Here is a 17,892-nt window from a genome sequence, read left to right on the forward strand (position 1 = left end):
CATCGGCCCGGCCCGTCCGCGCGATCCGCGGCCGGACCGCACCACGCCCGGGCACGACCGTGCCCGGCACACCATCACCCGACCCGACAACCCCAGGGATCATCATGCTTCCGCTCTCCTCCTCGCAGGAGATCGTCTGGCTGCACGAACAAGTGCAACCCGGCAGCCGTGCCTACAACTTCACCGCGGCGCTCGACCTGTGGGGCCCGCTGGACATCGACGCCCTCGGCCACGGCCTCGCGGCCACGCTCGACCGGCACGCGGGCCTCCGCCTGGAACTGGTCGCCGTCAGCGGCGCGATGCCCGGCCAGCAGGTGGCCGAGGGCTGCGCGCCCCGGCTGCGCACGGTCGACCTCACCACGGAGCCGCACCCCGAGGCCGCTTTCCAGGAGCTGCTGCGTACGGAGGCGGAGACCCCGCTCGACACGTACGAAGCACCGTTGCTGCGCTGGACACTGGTGCGGCTCGCGGACCAGCACCACCGGCTCGTCCACGTCGAGCACCACCTGATCCACGACGGCCACTCGTTCGCGATCCTGCTCAACGACGTGTTCACCGTCTACCGGGGTCACGTCCTGGGCGAGCCGGCCGTACTGCCGCCGGCGTCCTCCTACGCCGACCACGTCGACGCGCAGGCGCGCGGCGGGGACGACGGGGCGCGGCGTTCCGGCCTGGACTTCTGGACCGCCGAACTGGCCGGGCTGTCCTACGACATGCCACTGCCGGGCCTGTCCCGGCCCGGTGCCCGGCGCCGCCACCACGGCGGCCAGATGCGGCAGACGGTCGGCGCGGATCTGGCGGAACGCCTGCGCGAACACGCACGCCTGCGCGGCCTGACGCCGTTCTCCACCCTCCTCGGCCTCTTCGCCGAACTGCTGCGCCGCCACGGCGGCCGCTCGCAGCTGGTCGTCGGCACCGCGGTCGGCAACCGGCCCCGCGGGCACGAGGAGACCGTCGGCATGTTCGTCAACACCATCCCTCTGCCGCTGCGGCTGGACCCGGCCGCCCCGGCCGAGGAGACGATGGACGAGGTGACCGACGTCCTCATCCGCGCGCTGCCGCATCAGGACGTGCCGGTCCAGGAGCTGACCCGCGCCCTCGGGCTGCACACGTCGGGGGCCGACAACCCGCTGTTCGACGTGATGTTCAGCGCTCATGACGCCGCGCTGCCCGAGATCGACGTACCCGGTCTGGACATCACCCTGTTCGAGGGGTTCAACACCGGTACCACCAGGTTCGATCTGGACGTCGTGTTGCTGCCCGACGACCGTCGCGGCGTCGGCCCGCGGCACGGCGCCGCCGGCATGACCCTGGTCTGGGACTACGACGCCGACATGTTCGGCGAGGAAGTGGTGCGGCTGCTCGCCGGCCGGTTCCTGGACCTCCTGCGGGCCTACCTCGACGCCCCGGGCACCACCCTGGCCGACCTGGCGCTCCCCGGGCCAGTCGCACAGCGGTCCCCCGAGCCCGTCGCCGGGCAGACCCCCGGCGCGCCCGCCGCCGAACCGGCCCTTCTCACCCACGCCCCCGGGGCCGGCCCGCTCGACTCGCTCACCGCGCACGACGCGTCCCTCCCGGCGATGCTCATCGGCGCCCGGCGCCTCACGTACGGCGATCTGGAGGCCAGGGTCACCGCCCTCGCCGAGCGACTGCTCGCGGCCGGGGTGACCGCCGGTCAGCCCGTGGCGGCCGTCCTGCCGCGCGGCGCCGACGCGGTCGTCACACTGCTCGCCTGCCTCCGCACCGGGGCGGTCCACTGCCCGCTGTCGCCATCGGATCCGCCGGCCCGGCTTGACCTGCTGCTGCGCCGTCTGGAACCGGCCCTCGTCCTCACCTCGGCCGAGCACCCCGTGGCGGTCCCCGACGGTATGCCGACCGCCACGGTGGACGCACCGGAGCTGCCGAAGGCGCACGCCGCCCACGCGGTCCCGGGCGCCGCGTACATCATCCACACCTCCGGATCGACCGGCACGCCCAAGCCCGTCGCCGTCGGCCGCACGGCACTGGCGAACCATCTGACCGGGGTGGCCGACCGGTTCGGCTTGCGTCACGGCGACCGGGTGCTGCTGTTCGCCCAGCCGTCGTTCGACGTGGCCCTGGAAGAGGTGCTGCCCTCCCTGTACGCGGGGGCGTGCCTCGTCGTACCCGAGCGCGAGGTCCTCACCGGCAGCGAACTGACCGAGCTGCTGACCGAAGCCCGTGTCACCGTGGTCAACCTCCCGACCAGCTACTTCCTCGCCACCCGGGAGGAGTTGCGGCCCGCCCTCCGGGACGGCCGGTGGGCGCCGCGGCTGGTGGTGCTCGGTGGTGAGCGCCTCCCGGCCGACGTGCTGCGCGCCTTCCTGGTGGACACCGGCGCCGTGGTGCTCAACGCCTACGGCGTCACCGAAGCCGCCATCAGCTCCACCGTCCACCGCATCACCGCCGGCGACCTGGCCGACGGGGCGGAGGTCCCGCTCGGGACCGAACTGCCCGGTGAGCGAGTCCACATCCTCGACGAGCACCGCCGCCCCCTGCCGGACGGCGCGGTGGGTGAGCTCGCGATCGCCGGGGCGGGGCTTGCCGAGGGTTACGTCGGCAACCCGGAGGCCACGGCCGCGCGGTTCGTGCACCTTGACGCGCTCGGCGGTGAACGGGTCTACCTGACCGGCGACGTGGGCTACCGGGGCCTGGACGGGCTGCTGTACTTCCTCGGCCGCCGGGACAACCAGGTCAAGCTGCGCGGTTACCGGATCGAGCTGGAGGAGGTCGAGGCGGCCGCCTCGGCCGCGCTCGGCGGCCGTTCCTGTGCCGTCGTCCTGAACACCGACGCCACGGGCGGACCCCGGCTGGTCGGGTTCCTGGAGTGTCCCGACGAGGGCGGGGCGTGGGACGAACGGGCGTTGCACGCGGAGCTCGGCCGACGGTTGCCGGCCGCCCTCGTACCGGGGCGTTGGGTGCGCCTCGACGCGATGCCCACGCTGGCGGGCGGTAAGCCGGACCGCACGGCACTCGCACGCAGGGCGGCGGAGCCCGGCCCGGCAGGCGCCGCGCACCCGTCGGGCCATGAGGACGCGGGCGGCTGCGCGCGTCTGCCCGGCTCGGGCGACAGGGTGGCGCGAAGCGGCGAGGACCGCACAGTTGGGACGCCGGCCGACCCGATGACCGTGCTGCTGGCCGACGGCTGGCGTGAAGTCCTGGGGCACGACCGCTTCGACGGGACCACCGACTTCTTCGGGGCCGGCGGCCACTCCCTGCTCGCCGCGCAGTTGGCGGCCTGGCTGGAGCCCCGGCTCGGACACCGTCCGCCGATGCGGCTCTTCTTCCGTAACCCCGTTCTCGCCGACCAGGCCGGAGCACTCGCCGCCACCGCCAATGCCACCGCCACCGCCACTTCGACGGAGTCGTGACCATGCAGCCGACAACCTTCCCGTCCGACACGCCGACCACCGGTCCCGCCCGAAGGGTTCCGGACGGCCTTCCGGACGGCGCTCCGCTGAGTGTCGTCCAGGGCGCCGCGACCCCCGGTGACGGGACGGCCGGGGTGCTCGCCCTGTTCGAGACCTGGGTACGCCGCACCCCGGCCGCACCCGCCGTGATCGACGGCGATCACACCTGCACGTACCGGCAGCTCGATGCCGCCGCCGACCAGGTCGTGACCGTCCTGCGCGACCGGGTGGGGGCGGGCGACCTGGTCGGTGTCTGCCTGGACCGCTCCGCCGCGCTCGTCGTGACGGCCGTGGCGATCGCCAGGATCGGCGCGGTGTACCTGCCGCTGGGGCCGCGCCCCGGTGAGCGCCGCCTCGGCGCCGTCACGGAGGACCTGGACGTCGTCTGCCTGATCGGTGACGCCGCTGTGCTCCCTCCCCGGCACCGGGCCGCCGAGCACATCCGCCTGCCACTGCCGGGCGAAGGCGCCAACGCGGCCGACGCCGTGGTGGCGGCCTTCGCCCCACCGCCCCCCGGCGCTCTGCGCGCACCTCGCGAAGCGTTCTACGCCGTGCTGACGTCCGGCTCCACGGGCCGGCCCAAGGCGGTCGTCGTCGCCGAGCCGGCCCTCGGCACGGTGCTCGACTGGTACCGCGCGGAAACGGGACTCGCGCCCGGTGACCGACAGTCCCTGCTCATCGGCGTCGCTTTCGACCCGCACTTGCTGGAGCTGTGGGCCGGGCTGACCTCGGGCGCTGCCCTCGTGCCCGCGCCGGACGACGTCCGCTGGGACACCGGACTGCTCACCTCGTGGTGGCGCGAGGCCGCCATATCCGTGGCGGTCGCCGCCACTCCCACGGTCGAGCCGATGCTGGAGCAGCCCTGGCCGCAGGACCTGGTTCTGCGCCATCTCGTCGTCGGCGGCGACCGCATGCGCCGCCGTCCGGGCGCCGACGTGACCGCGACCGTCCACAACGCCTACGGCCCCGCGGAAGCCACCGTCGTCACCACCACCCACGCCATGCGCGCTGCGGACGCCGACGCGGAGGGCCCCGGCGCTCCGCCGATCGGAGTCCCCCTGCCGGGGGTGACCGTGGTCGTCACCGGCGCCGACGGCCGGCCCGTGGCACGGGGCGAGGAGGGCGAACTCCGTATCGGCGGCAGCGCCCTGGCGCTCGGGTACCTGGACCCGGAGCTGACCGCTTCCCGCTTCACCGACCCCGCGCCCGGCGTCGTACTTCCAGGAGTGGGCCGGCTGTACCGCACCGGCGACCGGGTACGGATGCGGCAGGACGGGCCGCTGGAGTTCCTCGGCCGTCTCGACGACCAGGTGAAGATCAGTGGCGTACGGATCGAGCCCGCCGAGGTCGAGGCCGCACTGGAGCGGGACCCGGCCGTCCGCGGCGCCGTCGTCACCGCGCCGCGCACCCCCGACGGCCGGACGCGCCTGGTGGCGTACGTACGACTCGTACCCGGTGCCGCGGCCTCCGGCGAAGCGCTGCTGACAGCGGTGCGGGCGTGGCTGCCCGAACAGGCCGTGCCGTCGGCCGTACGGCTCGTCGACTCCTTCCCGCTGGACGCCAACGGCAAGGTCGACCGGGCAGAACTGACACAGGAAGCGACCGCCCCGGGCGCGGCCGGCGCACCGGATGCCGGTGCACCGGCCTCCGCGACCCCCGGCGAGCGGCTCGTGCTCGCCGCCGTACGCGACCTTCTCGCGCGGCCCACGACCGTACTGTCCGACAACTTCACGGAGGTGGGCGGCACTTCGATTGTCGCGGCCCGGCTGCTGACCGTCATCGAACGGGAAGGCGGCGTACGTCTGCGTGCGCCGGAACTCCTGCGCCAGCCGGACCTGCGGGCCGTCGCCGCCCTCGTCGACCGCCGCCGCGAGGCGGCACAGGGAGCGGGTGCCTGAGATGACCGCCCTCACCACCCGCACCGACACCGCCTCGAAGGAAGAACCTGTGCCGACCGAACGCACCCAGGCCGCCCCCGACAGTCCCCGGCCGCCGTTCGCTGCCGGGCTGCCCGCCCTCGTGGCGTGGCACGCCGAACGCACCCCGCACGCCCTGGCCGTGGCCGATGGAGACACCACCCTCACCTACGCCGGCCTCGTCTCCTGGGCCCGGGCTCTCGCCGCCCATCTGCACGAGCACGGTGTCCGGCCGGGTGACCGCGTGGCGCTGCTCATGCCGCGCTCCGCGCGCACCGTCGTCGCGACGCTCGCCCTGTGGTGGGCGGGCGCCACCTGCGTACCGCTCGATCCGGCGCACCCCCGCCCGCGTTCCGAGGCGATGGCCGCCGACGCAGGCGTGACGCTGACCGTCGGTGACGGCAAGCTCCTCGAATCGGTGGCCCTCACCGGCCCGTCCCTCGCGCTCCCCGCGGAGGAGCCGCTGTCCGGCTCCCGGGCGGCCGCACCCGAACCGGGGCCCGGCGCGGCGGCGTTCATCATGTTCACCTCCGGCTCGACCGGACGCCCCAAGGGTGTCTGTGTGCCGCACCGGGCCGTCGCCGAGCTGTTGTCCGAGCCGGCGTACGTCACCCTCACCACGCGGGACCGGGTGCTCTTCCACTCCCCCATGACCTTCGACGCGTCGACGTTCGAGGTGTGGGCAGCCCTCGCCAACGGCGCCGCCGTGGTGGTGTGCACCGTCGAACGGCCCTCTTTCGAGGACCTGGCCCAGCAGGTGGAACGCCACGGCGCGACCGTCGCCTTCTTCACCACCGCCCTCTTCCACCGGCTCGCCGCCCGCCGCTCCCGGGTGTTCTCCCTGCTCCGCACAGTCGTGGTGGGCGGGGAAGCGCTGTCCGCCGAGCACGCCCGGCGGGTTCTGCGCGCGTTCCCCTGGCTGGAACTGGTCAATGGCTACGGCCCCACGGAGACGACCACGTTCGCCACCGCGCACCGGGTCACCGATGCGGACTGCGACGGCCACGTGCCGATCGGCCGGCCCATCGCGGGCGCGACCGCGCACGTCCTGGACGGCACCGGGCGGCGGCCCGTCCCCGACGGCGGGCGGGGCGAGCTGTGGATCGGGGGCAGCCGGTTGGCACACGGCTACACCGGCCTCCCCGAGCTCACCGCCGAACGCTTCGTCGACCACCCCGAGCTGGGCCGTCTGTACCGCACCGGCGACCTCGTCTCCGTCCGTCCGGACGGCAACCTGGACTTCCACGGCCGGACCGACGACCAGGTGAAGGTGCGGGGCTTCCGCGTCGAACCGGGGGAAGTAGAGCACGCCCTGCGCCGGCAGCCCGACGTGGACGACGCCGCCGTCACGGTGCTCCGGCCCACCCCCGACGACGCCCGGCTCGTCGCCTACGTCGTGGCGGCCCCCGGTCCCGTGCCCCGGTCCGGCGTGCTGCGTGACCGTCTCGCCGCGACCCTGCCCGCGCACCTGGTCCCCGACGAGGTGACGATCGTCGGCCGGCTGCCGCTGACCCCTTCCGGGAAGGTCGACCGCCGGGCTCTGGCCGCTCTCGGAACCGGGGACGGGGACGCGACCCCGGCCGCGCCGCTGACGCCGTTGCAGCAGGCGGTCGCGGACATATGGAGCCGCGCACTGGGGCGCGAGGTCACCCAGCCGGACGCCGACTTCCTGGCCCTGGGCGGTCACTCCCTGCTGGCTCTCGTCGTCACCGACGACCTGCGCGAGGAGCTGGGCGTCGACGTGCCACTCGCCGGCTTCTTCGCCGCCCCGACGGTGGCCGGCCAGGCCGCCCTGGTCGAGCAGGCCCTGCTCGACGCCCACAGCGATCTGCGCCCGAGCGCCCAGGAGGACACCGATGACCAGTGACACCCCGCGGGCCACGGCCCCGGACCTCCAGGAGGAACTGCTGCGCCGGGCGCGGGCACGCGCCGCGGGCCGTTCCACCGCGCCCTGGCCGACGGGCCACCGGAGCCAGGGCCCCGCGCCGCTGTCCCACGCCCAGCGCCGCATGTGGCTCATGGACCGGCTCGGCCACGCCGACGCCTCGTACAGCGTGCCCTTCGCCACCCGGCTGCGCGGCCGCCTGGACATCGACGCCCTGCGCACCGCGCTGACCGCCCTCGTACGCCGCCACGAGATCCTGCGCACCCGGTACGGGCAGCGGGACGGGGAGCCCTTCCAGGAAGCCCTTCCGGCGCCCGACGCGATCGAGGTTCGCATGGTGGAGGCAGACCCCGGCCGTGCCGAGGGCCTGCTGACCGAGGAGGCCCGCCGGCCGTTCGACCTGTCCGCCGGGCCCCTGCCGCGACTGCTGGTCGTCCGGCACGGCGCGGAGGACCATACAGTCCTGCTGACCTTCCACCACATCGCTGTCGACGGCGCCTCACTGGAGATCATCGCCCGCGAGCTCACCCAGCTCTACACGGCCGTCCGCCGCGGGACGCAGCCTGAGCTGTCCCCGGCGCCGCCCCGGCACGCGGACTTCGCCCGTCGCGAGTACGAAGCGGCCGAACACTTCGAAGAAGGGCTGCGCCACTGGACCGGCCGCCTTCAAGGAGCCGCGCCGCCGCCTCTCCCCCGCCCCGTGCGGCCGCCGGCCGACGCGGCCGGCCGGCCCGCCCACGCCCACTCCCTGCCACTCGGCCCGCACGTCCCGGGGGCCCTGCGGGAACTCGGCGCGTCCCACCGGGCCACCCTGTTCACCGTGGCCCTCGCCGCGGCCTTCGCGGCCCTGCACCGCCTCACCGGCGAGGACGACCTGCTCATCGGCGTCGCGAGCACGCACCGCAGGGGTACGGACATGCGCGCGTTGGTCGGGCTGTGCGTCAACACCCTGCCGGTCCGGGTCGACACGTCGGGGGACCCGTCCTTCACCGTCCTCGTCGAGCGGGTACGGGACACGCTGCTGGAGGCCCAGCGCCACCGCGACGTGCCGTTCGACCTCATGGTGGAACGCCTCGGCGCCGCGGCCCGTGACGCCGATGGAACGGCCCTGGTGCGGGTGACCGCCGACGTCGTGGCGCAGCCCACGGCGCTGCGGCTGCCCGGCACGGAGGGCGAGTACGTGGACGTCAGCGTCGGCGAGGCGAAGTTCGACCTGTCGTTCGGGCTGCTCGACACCGACAGCCCCGCCGCTCTCGTCCAGTACAGCCGCACCGCGCTGGACGAGTCGGCGGCCGTCACGCTGGCCGACGGATTCGCCGCGCTCCTCACCGCGGTCGCCGCCGACCCCGGGCTGCGGCTGTCCCAGCTGCCCGCGACGGCTCCGGCGCACGACGCCGGCCGGCCGGCCGGGGACACCCGGGACGGCCGCGACGCCGGCCCGGTAGGGCATCCGGCGGAGGCGCTGCTGCGGGCACACCCCCAGGTCGCCGACGCCGTCGTCGTCGAGCCCGTCGGCGGGCCGCTGCTGGCGTACGCCGTGCCGCGTGACATCGGTGGGCCGTCACGCGCCCAACTGCGTTCCCACGTACGGGCGTCACTGGCACCCGAACTCGTGCCCGTGACCGTCACCCTCCTGGACGTCATGCCGCGTACGGCCCATGGGGCACCCGACCTCTCGCGGCTGCCGGGTCTGCCGGCCGCCCCCGCACTGGCGGGGCCGCACGCCGAGGCGGTGACCGAGGCGTTCGGCGCGGTGCTCGGGTGCCCGTCGCCGGGGCCCGACGACGACTTCTTCGTCCTCGGCGGCCACTCCTTGAGCGCGGTCCGGCTCGCGGAACGACTGCGCGCCGCGCTGAGGCTCCCGGTGACTGGGCTGGACGTCATGCAGGCCCGCACCCCCCGGGCTGTCGTCGCCCTGCTGGACGGACGCGCGGAGGAACGCGCCGCTGCCGCGGCCGCGCCCACCCGCCGGGCGCGTCCCCGAGGCACCCGCGAGGGGACCGTCCTGGTCACCGGCGGCAGCGGCGGAGTCGGGTCGTACGTCCTGCGGGAACTCGCCGCCCGCGGGCGTCCCGTGCTCGCTCTGGCCCGGCCGGAGTCCGCACACCTGGTGGCCGGGGAGGGGGTGGATGTCGTCGAGGGCGACCTCACCGATCTGGACGGCCTGGGTGCGGCGGTCGCGCGCGCCGACGCGGTGATCCACGCGGCGTGTACCTTCACCCGCCCAGAGGTGGACGTGGCGGCCATGAGGGCGATGGTTGATGCCTGGCAGCGCGGTCCGTTCGTCTTCGTCAGCAGCGTCGACGCGTACGGGCAGCCCGTCGACGACCTTGTGGAGGAGGAGTCCCCCGCGCAGGAGCCGCTGAGCCCCTACGGCCGGGCCAAGCTGGACTGTGAGCGGCTGCTGCTGGACGCGGCGGGCACCGGGGGTAGGGGTGGCGCGAGCGCCGTACGCTCCCCTCTGGTGTGGGGCCCGCACGACCGGCTGCGCGACCAACTGCGCTGGGGGGCCACTGGGGTGCTCTACCAGGCCGTGCAGGAGCGCCGCCCGGTCTCGCTGCCGAAGCCGGGCGCCCATGGTCACGCCTGGTACGGCGCGCCATGGGTGCACGCGTCAGCACTGGCGCGTGCCGTGACGTCGTGTCTGGACACGCCTGTGCACGGGGTCGCGAACGCCGTTGGCGGCCACGTCTCCTGGTACGACCTCACGACGGGCCTCATCGAACTGTTGCACGGCGACGCCCCCGGAGCCGGCGGCGATGTTGTCCGGGCGATCCTTGAAACAGACGATGTGCACCCCGATCTGGACCACCACTGGCGATACCGCGCCGACCGTCTGGGCCCGTCCCTGCGAGAGCAGCCGGGCGAGAGCTGGCGCACCGTACTGGGAGAGATGGTCGGCGCCTTGGGCGCCTGACGGGAGCGCCGCGGGGCGTGGGCCGTCTGCGGTTGCCCGTGAGCGGGAACCGCCTGAGCCGGACAAGGACCGCCTCGGCTGATGCCGGATGCCACTACGCCCGGTCAGGAGGTCCGGGCGTGGTGGTCCAGCAAGCGGGTGAACAACTGAACGAACTGGTCGCGTTCGGCCGGACCCAGCGGTGCGAGCAGCTCGTCGTGGAGGCTGCTGGGGCGCGGGAGGGTCGTCCAGAACCTTGTCGAGGACGCGTAGGTGGCGCCGGCCCCGGATGGAAGATCGTGGTCACGTGGCATGACGCTCGCGTTGCAGGTCACCTCGCTCGCGGAGGAGACTGACATTGAGCGGCTGCATCCCAGAAAGACCTGGAGCGATGGGCGACTATGTGGAGCTCCCCGGCGTCCGGACGTGGTACGAGACCGATGGTGCCGGCGTCCCGTTGGTCCTTCTCCATGGCGGCTTCTGCACGAATGAGACATGGAGGGCTCAGCGAGCCGATTTCGCGGCGCGATTTCGTGTGTTCCTTCCCGAACGACGTGGGCATGGGCACACGCCCGACGTCGAAGGGCCGCTTTCGTACCAGGACATGGCCGACGACACCATCGCCTTCATGGAGTCGCTCGTCGACGGTCCCGCTCACCTCGTCGGATGGAGCGACGGAGGGGTCGTCGCCCTGCTCGTCGCCATCGCCCGTCCCGACCTGGTCCGGAAGGTGGTGGCCATGGGGGCCAACTTCCTCCCCGGTCCGCAGAGTGTCGTGGCGCCGGAGATGCTCGATCAGATGACGCCCGACGCCCCTGACCTGGCCATGGTCCGTCAGGCGTACGAAGCCGTGTCGCCCGACGGCGCCGCCCACTTGCCGGTCGTCGTGGGCAAGCTGGCCGACATGTACCGCACTGAGCCCACTATTCCCACCGAGGACCTGGCTCGCATCGGTCGGCCCACGCTCGTCCTCGTCGGAGACAACGACCTGGTCACACTCGAGCACACGATTGCCCTGTACCGCGCGATCCCCGCATCCGAGCTGGCCGTCGTGCCGGGAACGTCGCACGCGGTGCCGCTGGAGAAGCCCGGGGAGGTCAACCGGCTCATCCTCGACTTCCTCGCCAATGATCCAGTCCCCACGGTGTTTCCCACCCGGCGCTCCGCGGCCACGGCCGCGGGGACCGGTCCGGCCTGACCGCACTCCACCTCTGACGAATTCCTCCACGGCTACCCCGCACGCACAGTAGCCAATGGAGACGCTCAGCCACACTGTGGGATGCGCGGGTGGCGGGTGCGGTGTCGGGGATGAAGGGCGGTCCAATGACATCCGGCGTTCGCTCTGCGCGAGGTGATCTTGCGAGTCGCCGCGATCCGTCACCACTTGCTCTTCGCCCGTTCCTGCGGCTGGGGAGAGGGCACTTCGGGTCGTGTCTGCATCACGTGGGGGTGCGGGGGCGCTCGATCGCAATCATGACGGCATCGTCTCCCAGCCGTCCGCCGACGTACTGGAGCAGATCGCGCCGGAGGCGACGCAGAAATGCGTCGGGGTCGCTTTCGGTCCAGCCGGTGATGCGCTCAGTCAGTGGATAGAAGGTGCCGGTGGAGTCGCGGGCCTCGACGACCCCGTCCGTGTAGAGCAGGAGGAGGTCTCCAGCCTCGAACGTGAAGGTGTCGACGTGGTAGCGGGGGTGCGCCAATTCGCCGAGGCCCAGTGGAGGCGCGGCCTGGTATGCGTCGATCAGCGTGGCACGGCCGTTCCGCACAACAATCGGCGGTGGGTGCCCGCAGTCGATCATGTCGATCATGCTGCCGTGGTCGGGGATGTCCACAATGGTGGCGGTGATGAAGGTCTCTCCGGACTGGTCCGTCTCCCCGGGTTCGGTCAGGTTCCAGCACACGCTTCCATCGAGATAGGCCGCCAGTTCGGGCAGACTCGCCTGGCGGTGGGCGGCGGCCCGGAACGCGCCGAGCAGCAGGGCGGCGTCACCGACGGCGGTCATGCCTTTGCCTCGCACGTCGCCGACGATCAGCCGGGTGCCGGAGCGGGTGCGTGAGGCGGCGTACAGGTCGCCGCCAATCTGCGCCTCGGCCTCGGCAGCGAGATAGAGCGAGGCGACTCGCAGCGGCCCGATCCACTTGGGCAGTGGACGCAGGACGACGCGCTGGGCCGTCTCGGACACGTACCTCACTTGCGTGAGTTCTCTGGCACGGCGCTCCCGCACCACGCAGAAGATCACAAGGCTCGATCCGACCAGGACCAGGGCGGCGATCTGCGCCTGATGATTCGCCGAGAAGAGCTCGTCCGGATCACGCAGCACCGCGATCACCGCCTGCGCCACCACCGCGAGGGCGGCGATCAGTCCCGTCATCCGGGGGCCGGCGAACGACGCGGTGATCGCCGGGGCGGCGACCAGCAAGGGGCCCAGGTGGATGTCGGGCGGCGCCAGAACGTCGATCACGACAATCGCCGCTATCAGCGCGATGGGGATGGCCGCCATGGCGTGACCCCTCGCGCCGACCGGCGAAGACCGACGAGGCGCTGCAACACCTCTCCTCTCTACACCTGCTTTGTCCGGCGCGCATCCCGGCAATGAGTAGGTCGCCCCTGGCCGGAATCAGCCTCGACGCGGGCTCTCCGGTCGATCCGTTTCCGGCGCCTTTCGACGCCGTGGAACGTGTTCCACGGCGGGCATCCGCGACCACCCCCTCCGCCCCTGCCCCCGCTCGCTACAGCGCGTCCACCGCCTTGACCTTCCAGCCGTGCTCAGTACGCACGAGCGTCATCCGGACGCGGTTGAGGTCGAGGCGCCGGTCCGCGACCTGAGTGCTGGTGGTGACCTGGTTCATGAAGATCAGGACGACGGCCTGGTCCGGGCCGGCCGACACCACCGAGGCCGCCGGGGCGTCGCCGCCCGTGGGCTTGGCAACCGTGGCCTTGACGACTCCGCGGTACTTCTTGGCTGTCGGCGCGACCACGGCCTTGGTGGTCTTGCCGTACTGGTCGAGAAACGGGGCGGTGAGGTGGGCGCGGGCCGCGCGGAAGTCGCGGTCCAAGTGGCGGTAGTCGTACGACAGGATGACCGGGGCCGCCTTGCGGGCCGCCGCGAGCGCGGCCGTGCGGGCCTCGGTCGTGCGCCCGGCCTCCTGGTACCGCAGTCCGAGCGCCGCTGTGGCGACCAGGCCGAGGGGGATGAGGACGGCGAGCCCCGCCGTCGGCAGGCCGGGGCGGCTGCGCGTGGGCCTGTCCGCCTGCCCGGTCGGCGGCTGGGCGGCCGGCTCGGGGGCCGGCTCGGTCGGACGTCGTATTCTCTCGGCGCGTTTGGCCGCGGCGCGGGTGGCCGCTGCTACGGAACGCTGCCGGGGGGTGCCGGCGCCGCCGCGGCCTCGGAGGGTCTGGTTCGCCACGGTGTTCTCCTCACGGGTGGTACAAGGCGAAGTACGGGAGTTCTGAAGTCCTGCGGGATGGGATGGGGGGGTGGGGCTTCAGCCGACGAATTCGACGTTCGACGTCAGCCACCGTCCCCCTTCGAAGACCAGGTCCAGCTGAAGGCGGTAGTTGCGTGAAGTGCCCTGCGGAGCGGCGACGTTGGTGACCTTGCTGTCAGCCACCACCAGGACGCGGGCGGTACGTTCGTCCGCGCTCGCGATGCCGGCTTCGAGGACCTGTCCCTCGGAAACCGACTTGTTGTCGGTGACGATCTTCGTCAGCTTCTCGGTCTGGGCCGAGAACTGCTTCTCGAAGTCCCCCGTCGCGCCCTTCAGGACGGTCTCGCTGTCCCGGTCGTAGCGCCGGTAGTCGAGCGAGGTGAAGTTGAGTGCCGACTGGCGGGCGGCGGCCAGGATGTCCTGGTGCCGCCGCTCCGTCGTGTGGCGCTCGTACACCTGGTGGCCCAGCCACCCGGACGAGACCGTCAGTACGGCGGCCATGGCGGCCAGTACCGCCACGGCTCGCGGGTGCCGCAGCGGCCGTACCGCGCGGGTCAGGAGTACACGGGTCATGCCATGGGTCCCACCAGAAGCCATTGCCAGGAGTCCTTTCCGAAGAGGCTCTGTGCTCCGCCCGTGGAGCCGATCTGTACGGGCGTTCCGTCGGGCCCGGTCGCGGTGCCCGTCCCGGGGTCGTAGGCGGCTACGTGCGACGCCCGGCCGGAAGCCCTGTCCGCACCCGGGGCGTTCTGCGCTCCCCGGACCGAGGTGTCGCCACCGCGCGGTGCGGTGCACCGGGCACCTGTGTTGGCCGGGCGGTCCGTGGTGTCGGAGGGGTCGCGGCGCTGGGTGCCGTAGCCCTGGCGGCAGGGCGGGGGGTCGTCGGCGTTGACGACCATGCCGAAGTGGGTGGTGCCGTCGCCGGGGATGACCGTGTAGCTGCCCGAGACCACCACGGGGAAGGTGACCAACACCTGTTCCACACCCGGCAGGCGGGCGGCGGTGACCTGACCGCCGCTGATCAGGTTGCCCAGAAGCACCGGGAGATGGGTCCGGTTGTCCTTCAGGAGCTCGTCCACTTGGCGGGAGGCCGTGGTGCCGCTGGTCATCAGGGAGCGGATGTCCCCGTCGCTCGACTTCAACTGGCCGGTGAGCAAGGCCAGATCGCGGGAGAAGGATTTGATCGACGAGCCCTGGTCCGCCTGTGTCTTCAGTACCTTCCGGGAGTCCTCGATCAGCGCGATCGTCTGGGGCAGCGAATCGGAGGCCGACTCGATCAGGGCGTTGCCCGAGTCCACCAGCCGGCTCAGATGCGGGCCGGTGCCGGCGAAAGCCTTGCCCAGTTCGTCGACCGTGATCCGCAGGTCCTGCTTGTCCACCGAGGTGACCAGCCGGTCCAGGCTGAGGATCAGCTCGGTGGTGGGTACGGGTATGCGCGTGTTCCGGCGCGGGATGCGGCTGCCGTCCCGCAGGCCGGGCCCGTTACCAGAGCGCGGTTGCAGGTCGACGTACTGCTCGCCGACGGCCGAGCGGTTCGCCACCACGGCCAGGCTGTCCGCCGGTATGCTCGGGGAGTCCTTCAGATCTAGCGCCACCGATACGCCGCCGGCCCCGGTCAGCCGCAGCTCGCCGACGCGGCCCACGGGCACGCCGCGGTAGGTGACCTCGGCGCCGGAGTAAATGCCTCCGGAGTCGGCGAACTCGGCTCGTACGGTGTAGCCCCGGTCCAGAATTCGGTCCACCAGGCCCGTGTACTGGACGCCGACGTACGACACCCCGAGCGCGGTGACGATCGCGAAGGCGAGCAGCTGGAGCCTCACCATGCGGGTGATCACGGCATCATCCCCTTCATCAGCAGCTCCGCGAGGGCCGCGTCGACACCGCGCGGAAAACCGCCGCCGGCATTCACGGCGTACGAAGCGTGGGTGCCGGTGCACAGCGGCAGGCAGCCCAGGTCACCGCCCCCTGGCCCCGGCGGCCGACCCGAAGGGGCCGGAGGCACCGGCGGGGCCGAAGGTGTGTCCGGCAGGTCCGGTGCGTCCGGCAGCCGGGGAGTGTCGGGGAGCCGGGGCACGTCGGGAAGGTCCGGCGTGGGTACCCCGGGCAGCTCGGGCTTCACCGGAGAGCCCGGCTTCTTCGAGTCGTCGGCGAGATTGCCGTACATGCTCGCCAGGTCGAGATCGGCGGTGACCTTGAGGTTGACGTAGTCACCCTGGATCGCGTCCACGACGTTGCGGGGGAAGGGATACGTCGTCAGCAGTTCCAGGGCGTTGGGGAGATCGGCGCCCGCCTTGTTCAGCTGCTGGAGGATCGGCTGGAGCCGGCGGAGGTTGGCGATCGTGTCGTCCCGTGACGCGTTGATCACCTGGGTGCCTGTCCTGCCCAGCTTCGACAGCGAAGTGAGCATCCGGGTGAGTTTGGTCCGCTGGTCGGCCAGGACCTTCAGCGCGGGCGGCATGGTGGTGATGGCCCGGCCGATCGTCTTCTTCTCCTTGGCCAGGGTCTTGGAGAGCTTGTCGATGCCCTCCAGCGCTCTGACGATCTCCTTCTTCTGCTTGTCGAGGCCACCGACGAAGGTGTTCAGCTCCGTGAGCAGGGACTTGACCCGGTCCTCACGGCCGTCCAGGGCCTTGTTCAGCTCCACCGTGATGGTCTTGAGCTGAGCGACCCCGCCGCCGTTGAGCAGCGCCGACAGGGCCGACAGCACTTCCTCGATCTCCGGGTTGCGTCCGCTGCGGGACAGCGGGATCTTCGCGCCGTCGGTGAGCGTGCCCACCGGTTCGGTGTCCGTCGGCGCCGACAGCGCGACGTACTTCTCACCGAGCATGCTGGTCTGCCGCAGGCCGGCGATCGCGTTGCCGGGGAGCTTCACCGAATCGTCGACGCGCAGCCGAACCCGTGCGTGCCAGCCGTCCAGTTCCACCTTCTCGACGGCGCCGACGGTGACGTTGTTGACCTTCACCGTGGACTGCGGGACGAGGTCGAGGACGTCGCGGAACTCGACCGTGACCCGGTAGCTGTTGCCGTCGGCTGCGGCGCCGCCCGGCAGGGGGACGTCGTACAGCCCGTTGAACTCGCAGCCGGTGAGCAGCAGGGAACCGGCGGACGCCCACAGGGCCGCCTTCTGCGGAGCTCTGACAGCTCTCATGTACGGGCCTCCAGGATTCCGCCGAGCGTCTTGTCCGTCGAACCGGCCGAACCCGCCGAACCGTTTGAACCCGTCGGGACCGCCCCGGTGACCGCGTCGGCCTCCGGCAGCTCGGGCAGCGAGTCGAACAGCTTCTTCAGGTCACGGCAGTCGGCCGTCTTCCCGGCCGTCTCCCCCGTCGTCTTCAGCAGCGAGCACAGCAGGGAGGCCGGGTCCTGGTGGAGCTGTTCGGCGTTGTTGCGGGTGTCGAGGGTGCCGGATTCGGGGTTGTAGGCGTTCTGGAGGTTGGACAGTCCGGCCGGCGCCACTTCGAGCAGCTCCTCAAGGGCCGCGCGCTGCGTGACCAGCACGCTGGTCACCTTGCTGAGACCCTTCACGTTCGCGGTCAGCGCCTTCTTGTTGTTCTTCACGAACTCCGTCACATCGGCGAGTGCGGCCGCCAGGTGCTTGATCGCCGCGGCGAGGTCCTTGCGCTCGCCGGCCAGCTGGTCGGCGACCTTGGCGAGGCTGTGGTTGAACCCCCGTACGCTCGAATCGTCGGCCGCCAGCACAGCCGTGAACTCCTGAAGGTTCTCCACCGTCCCGAACAGGTCCTTCCGGCCGCCGGACAGGGTGGTGACGGCCTGCGAGAGGTCCTCGACCGTCCGGTGCAGCTTCCCGCCCTGCCCCTGGAGGTTGTCGGCGCCGACCGCCAGGAGCCGGGACAGCGATCCGTCCTTGTTGGCACCCCGCGGGCCGAGCGCCTCCCCTGCCGTACGCAGGCTGTCGAAGACGCGGTCGAGCTCGACCGGCACGGCCGTGCGTCTCTCGGGGATGACGTCGTCGCTCTTCATCGCCGGGCCGGAGCGGTAGGCGGGGAGCAGCTGGAGGTAACGGTCGCTGACCACCGAGGAGTTGATGATCGCCGCCTTGGCGTCCGCCGGGACCTTGTACTCGGCGGCGTACTCCAGCTCGACGCGCACCCGGCCGCCCTGCGGCGTGATCGTCTTGACCTCGCCGATCCGGACGCCGAGTACGCGGACGTCGGACCCCGGGTAGATGCCGACCGTACGGGGGAAGTACGCCGTCACCCGGACCACCGGCGACTCGGAGAAGTGGGCGAAGGCCATGACGGCGGTGACCACGAGCACGGTGGCGAGCGCGATGCGCCGTACGAGCCGCCGGTCGACCGTCTTGATCCTCATGGTTTT

Annotated in this window: 12 protein-coding genes; 5 read left to right on the top strand and 7 right to left on the bottom strand. The window is 72.3% G+C overall.

Going from position 1 to position 17,892, the window contains the following annotated elements; all coding sequences use genetic code 11:
* The first annotated feature begins 104 nt into the window (after window positions 1-104).
* The 4 genes from AS594_RS02670 to AS594_RS02685 are packed head-to-tail and all read left to right on the top strand — an operon-like array spanning window position 105 to window position 10,146.
* Window positions 105-3,389 (top strand): non-ribosomal peptide synthetase, encoded by a 3,285-nt coding sequence (locus tag AS594_RS02670; protein WP_069933512.1) that lies wholly within the window; start codon window positions 105-107, stop codon window positions 3,387-3,389.
* Window positions 3,390-3,391: 2 nt separating this feature from the next.
* Window positions 3,392-5,326, top strand: a complete 1,935-nt coding sequence (locus AS594_RS02675) for a non-ribosomal peptide synthetase (RefSeq protein ID WP_079148329.1) — start codon at window positions 3,392-3,394, stop codon at window positions 5,324-5,326.
* 1 nt (window position 5,327) lies between these two features.
* Window positions 5,328-7,211, top strand: a complete 1,884-nt coding sequence (locus tag AS594_RS02680; protein ID WP_069934001.1) for a non-ribosomal peptide synthetase — start codon at window positions 5,328-5,330, stop codon at window positions 7,209-7,211.
* A complete protein-coding gene (locus AS594_RS02685; RefSeq protein ID WP_069933511.1) occupies window positions 7,201-10,146 on the top strand; it encodes a condensation domain-containing protein in 2,946 nt (981 codons plus the stop codon). The genes AS594_RS02680 and AS594_RS02685 overlap by 11 nt, the downstream gene beginning before the upstream one ends.
* Window positions 10,147-10,250: 104 nt before the next feature.
* Here AS594_RS02685 and AS594_RS44445 read toward each other — a convergent pair whose 3' ends face one another.
* Entirely contained in the window at window positions 10,251-10,484 is a 234-nt protein-coding gene (locus tag AS594_RS44445) for a hypothetical protein (protein WP_069925475.1), read from the bottom strand.
* Window positions 10,485-10,516: 32 nt separating this feature from the next.
* On the opposite strand from AS594_RS44445, the gene AS594_RS02695 reads away from it, so the two are divergent.
* Window positions 10,517-11,323 (top strand): alpha/beta fold hydrolase, encoded by an 807-nt coding sequence (locus AS594_RS02695; protein ID WP_069933510.1) that lies wholly within the window; start codon window positions 10,517-10,519, stop codon window positions 11,321-11,323.
* A 241-nt stretch (window positions 11,324-11,564) separates the two neighbouring features.
* On the opposite strand, the gene AS594_RS02700 is transcribed toward AS594_RS02695, so the two are convergent.
* From AS594_RS02700 to AS594_RS02725, 6 genes are all read right to left on the bottom strand, one after another.
* Window positions 11,565-12,626 (bottom strand): PP2C family protein-serine/threonine phosphatase, encoded by a 1,062-nt coding sequence (locus AS594_RS02700; protein WP_069933509.1) that lies wholly within the window; start codon window positions 12,624-12,626, stop codon window positions 11,565-11,567.
* A gap of 229 nt (window positions 12,627-12,855) precedes the next feature.
* Window positions 12,856-13,533, bottom strand: a complete 678-nt coding sequence (locus AS594_RS02705) for a hypothetical protein (RefSeq protein ID WP_069933508.1) — start codon at window positions 13,531-13,533, stop codon at window positions 12,856-12,858.
* Between the two features lie 78 nt (window positions 13,534-13,611).
* Complete coding sequence (locus AS594_RS02710; RefSeq protein ID WP_069925478.1) at window positions 13,612-14,127, bottom strand: hypothetical protein; 516 nt, start codon at window positions 14,125-14,127, stop codon at window positions 13,612-13,614.
* Window positions 14,124-15,389: an MCE family protein gene (locus tag AS594_RS02715; protein WP_069933507.1), complete on the bottom strand. Its 1,266-nt coding sequence runs from the start codon at window positions 15,387-15,389 to the stop codon at window positions 14,124-14,126. The genes AS594_RS02710 and AS594_RS02715 overlap by 4 nt, the downstream gene beginning before the upstream one ends.
* Complete coding sequence (locus tag AS594_RS02720) at window positions 15,386-16,702, bottom strand: MCE family protein (protein WP_069933506.1); 1,317 nt, start codon at window positions 16,700-16,702, stop codon at window positions 15,386-15,388. Before AS594_RS02720 ends, AS594_RS02715 begins: the two co-directional genes overlap by 4 nt.
* The gene (locus tag AS594_RS02725; protein WP_107357996.1) at window positions 16,699-17,886 is read right to left on the bottom strand and encodes an MCE family protein; all 1,188 of its coding nucleotides are present in this window, start codon (window positions 17,884-17,886) and stop codon (window positions 16,699-16,701) included. The genes AS594_RS02720 and AS594_RS02725 overlap by 4 nt, the downstream gene beginning before the upstream one ends.
* Between the last annotated feature and the right edge of the window lie 6 nt (window positions 17,887-17,892).

It is taken from the genome of Streptomyces agglomeratus (genome assembly GCF_001746415.1).
GTDB classification, from domain to species: domain Bacteria; phylum Actinomycetota; class Actinomycetes; order Streptomycetales; family Streptomycetaceae; genus Streptomyces; species Streptomyces agglomeratus.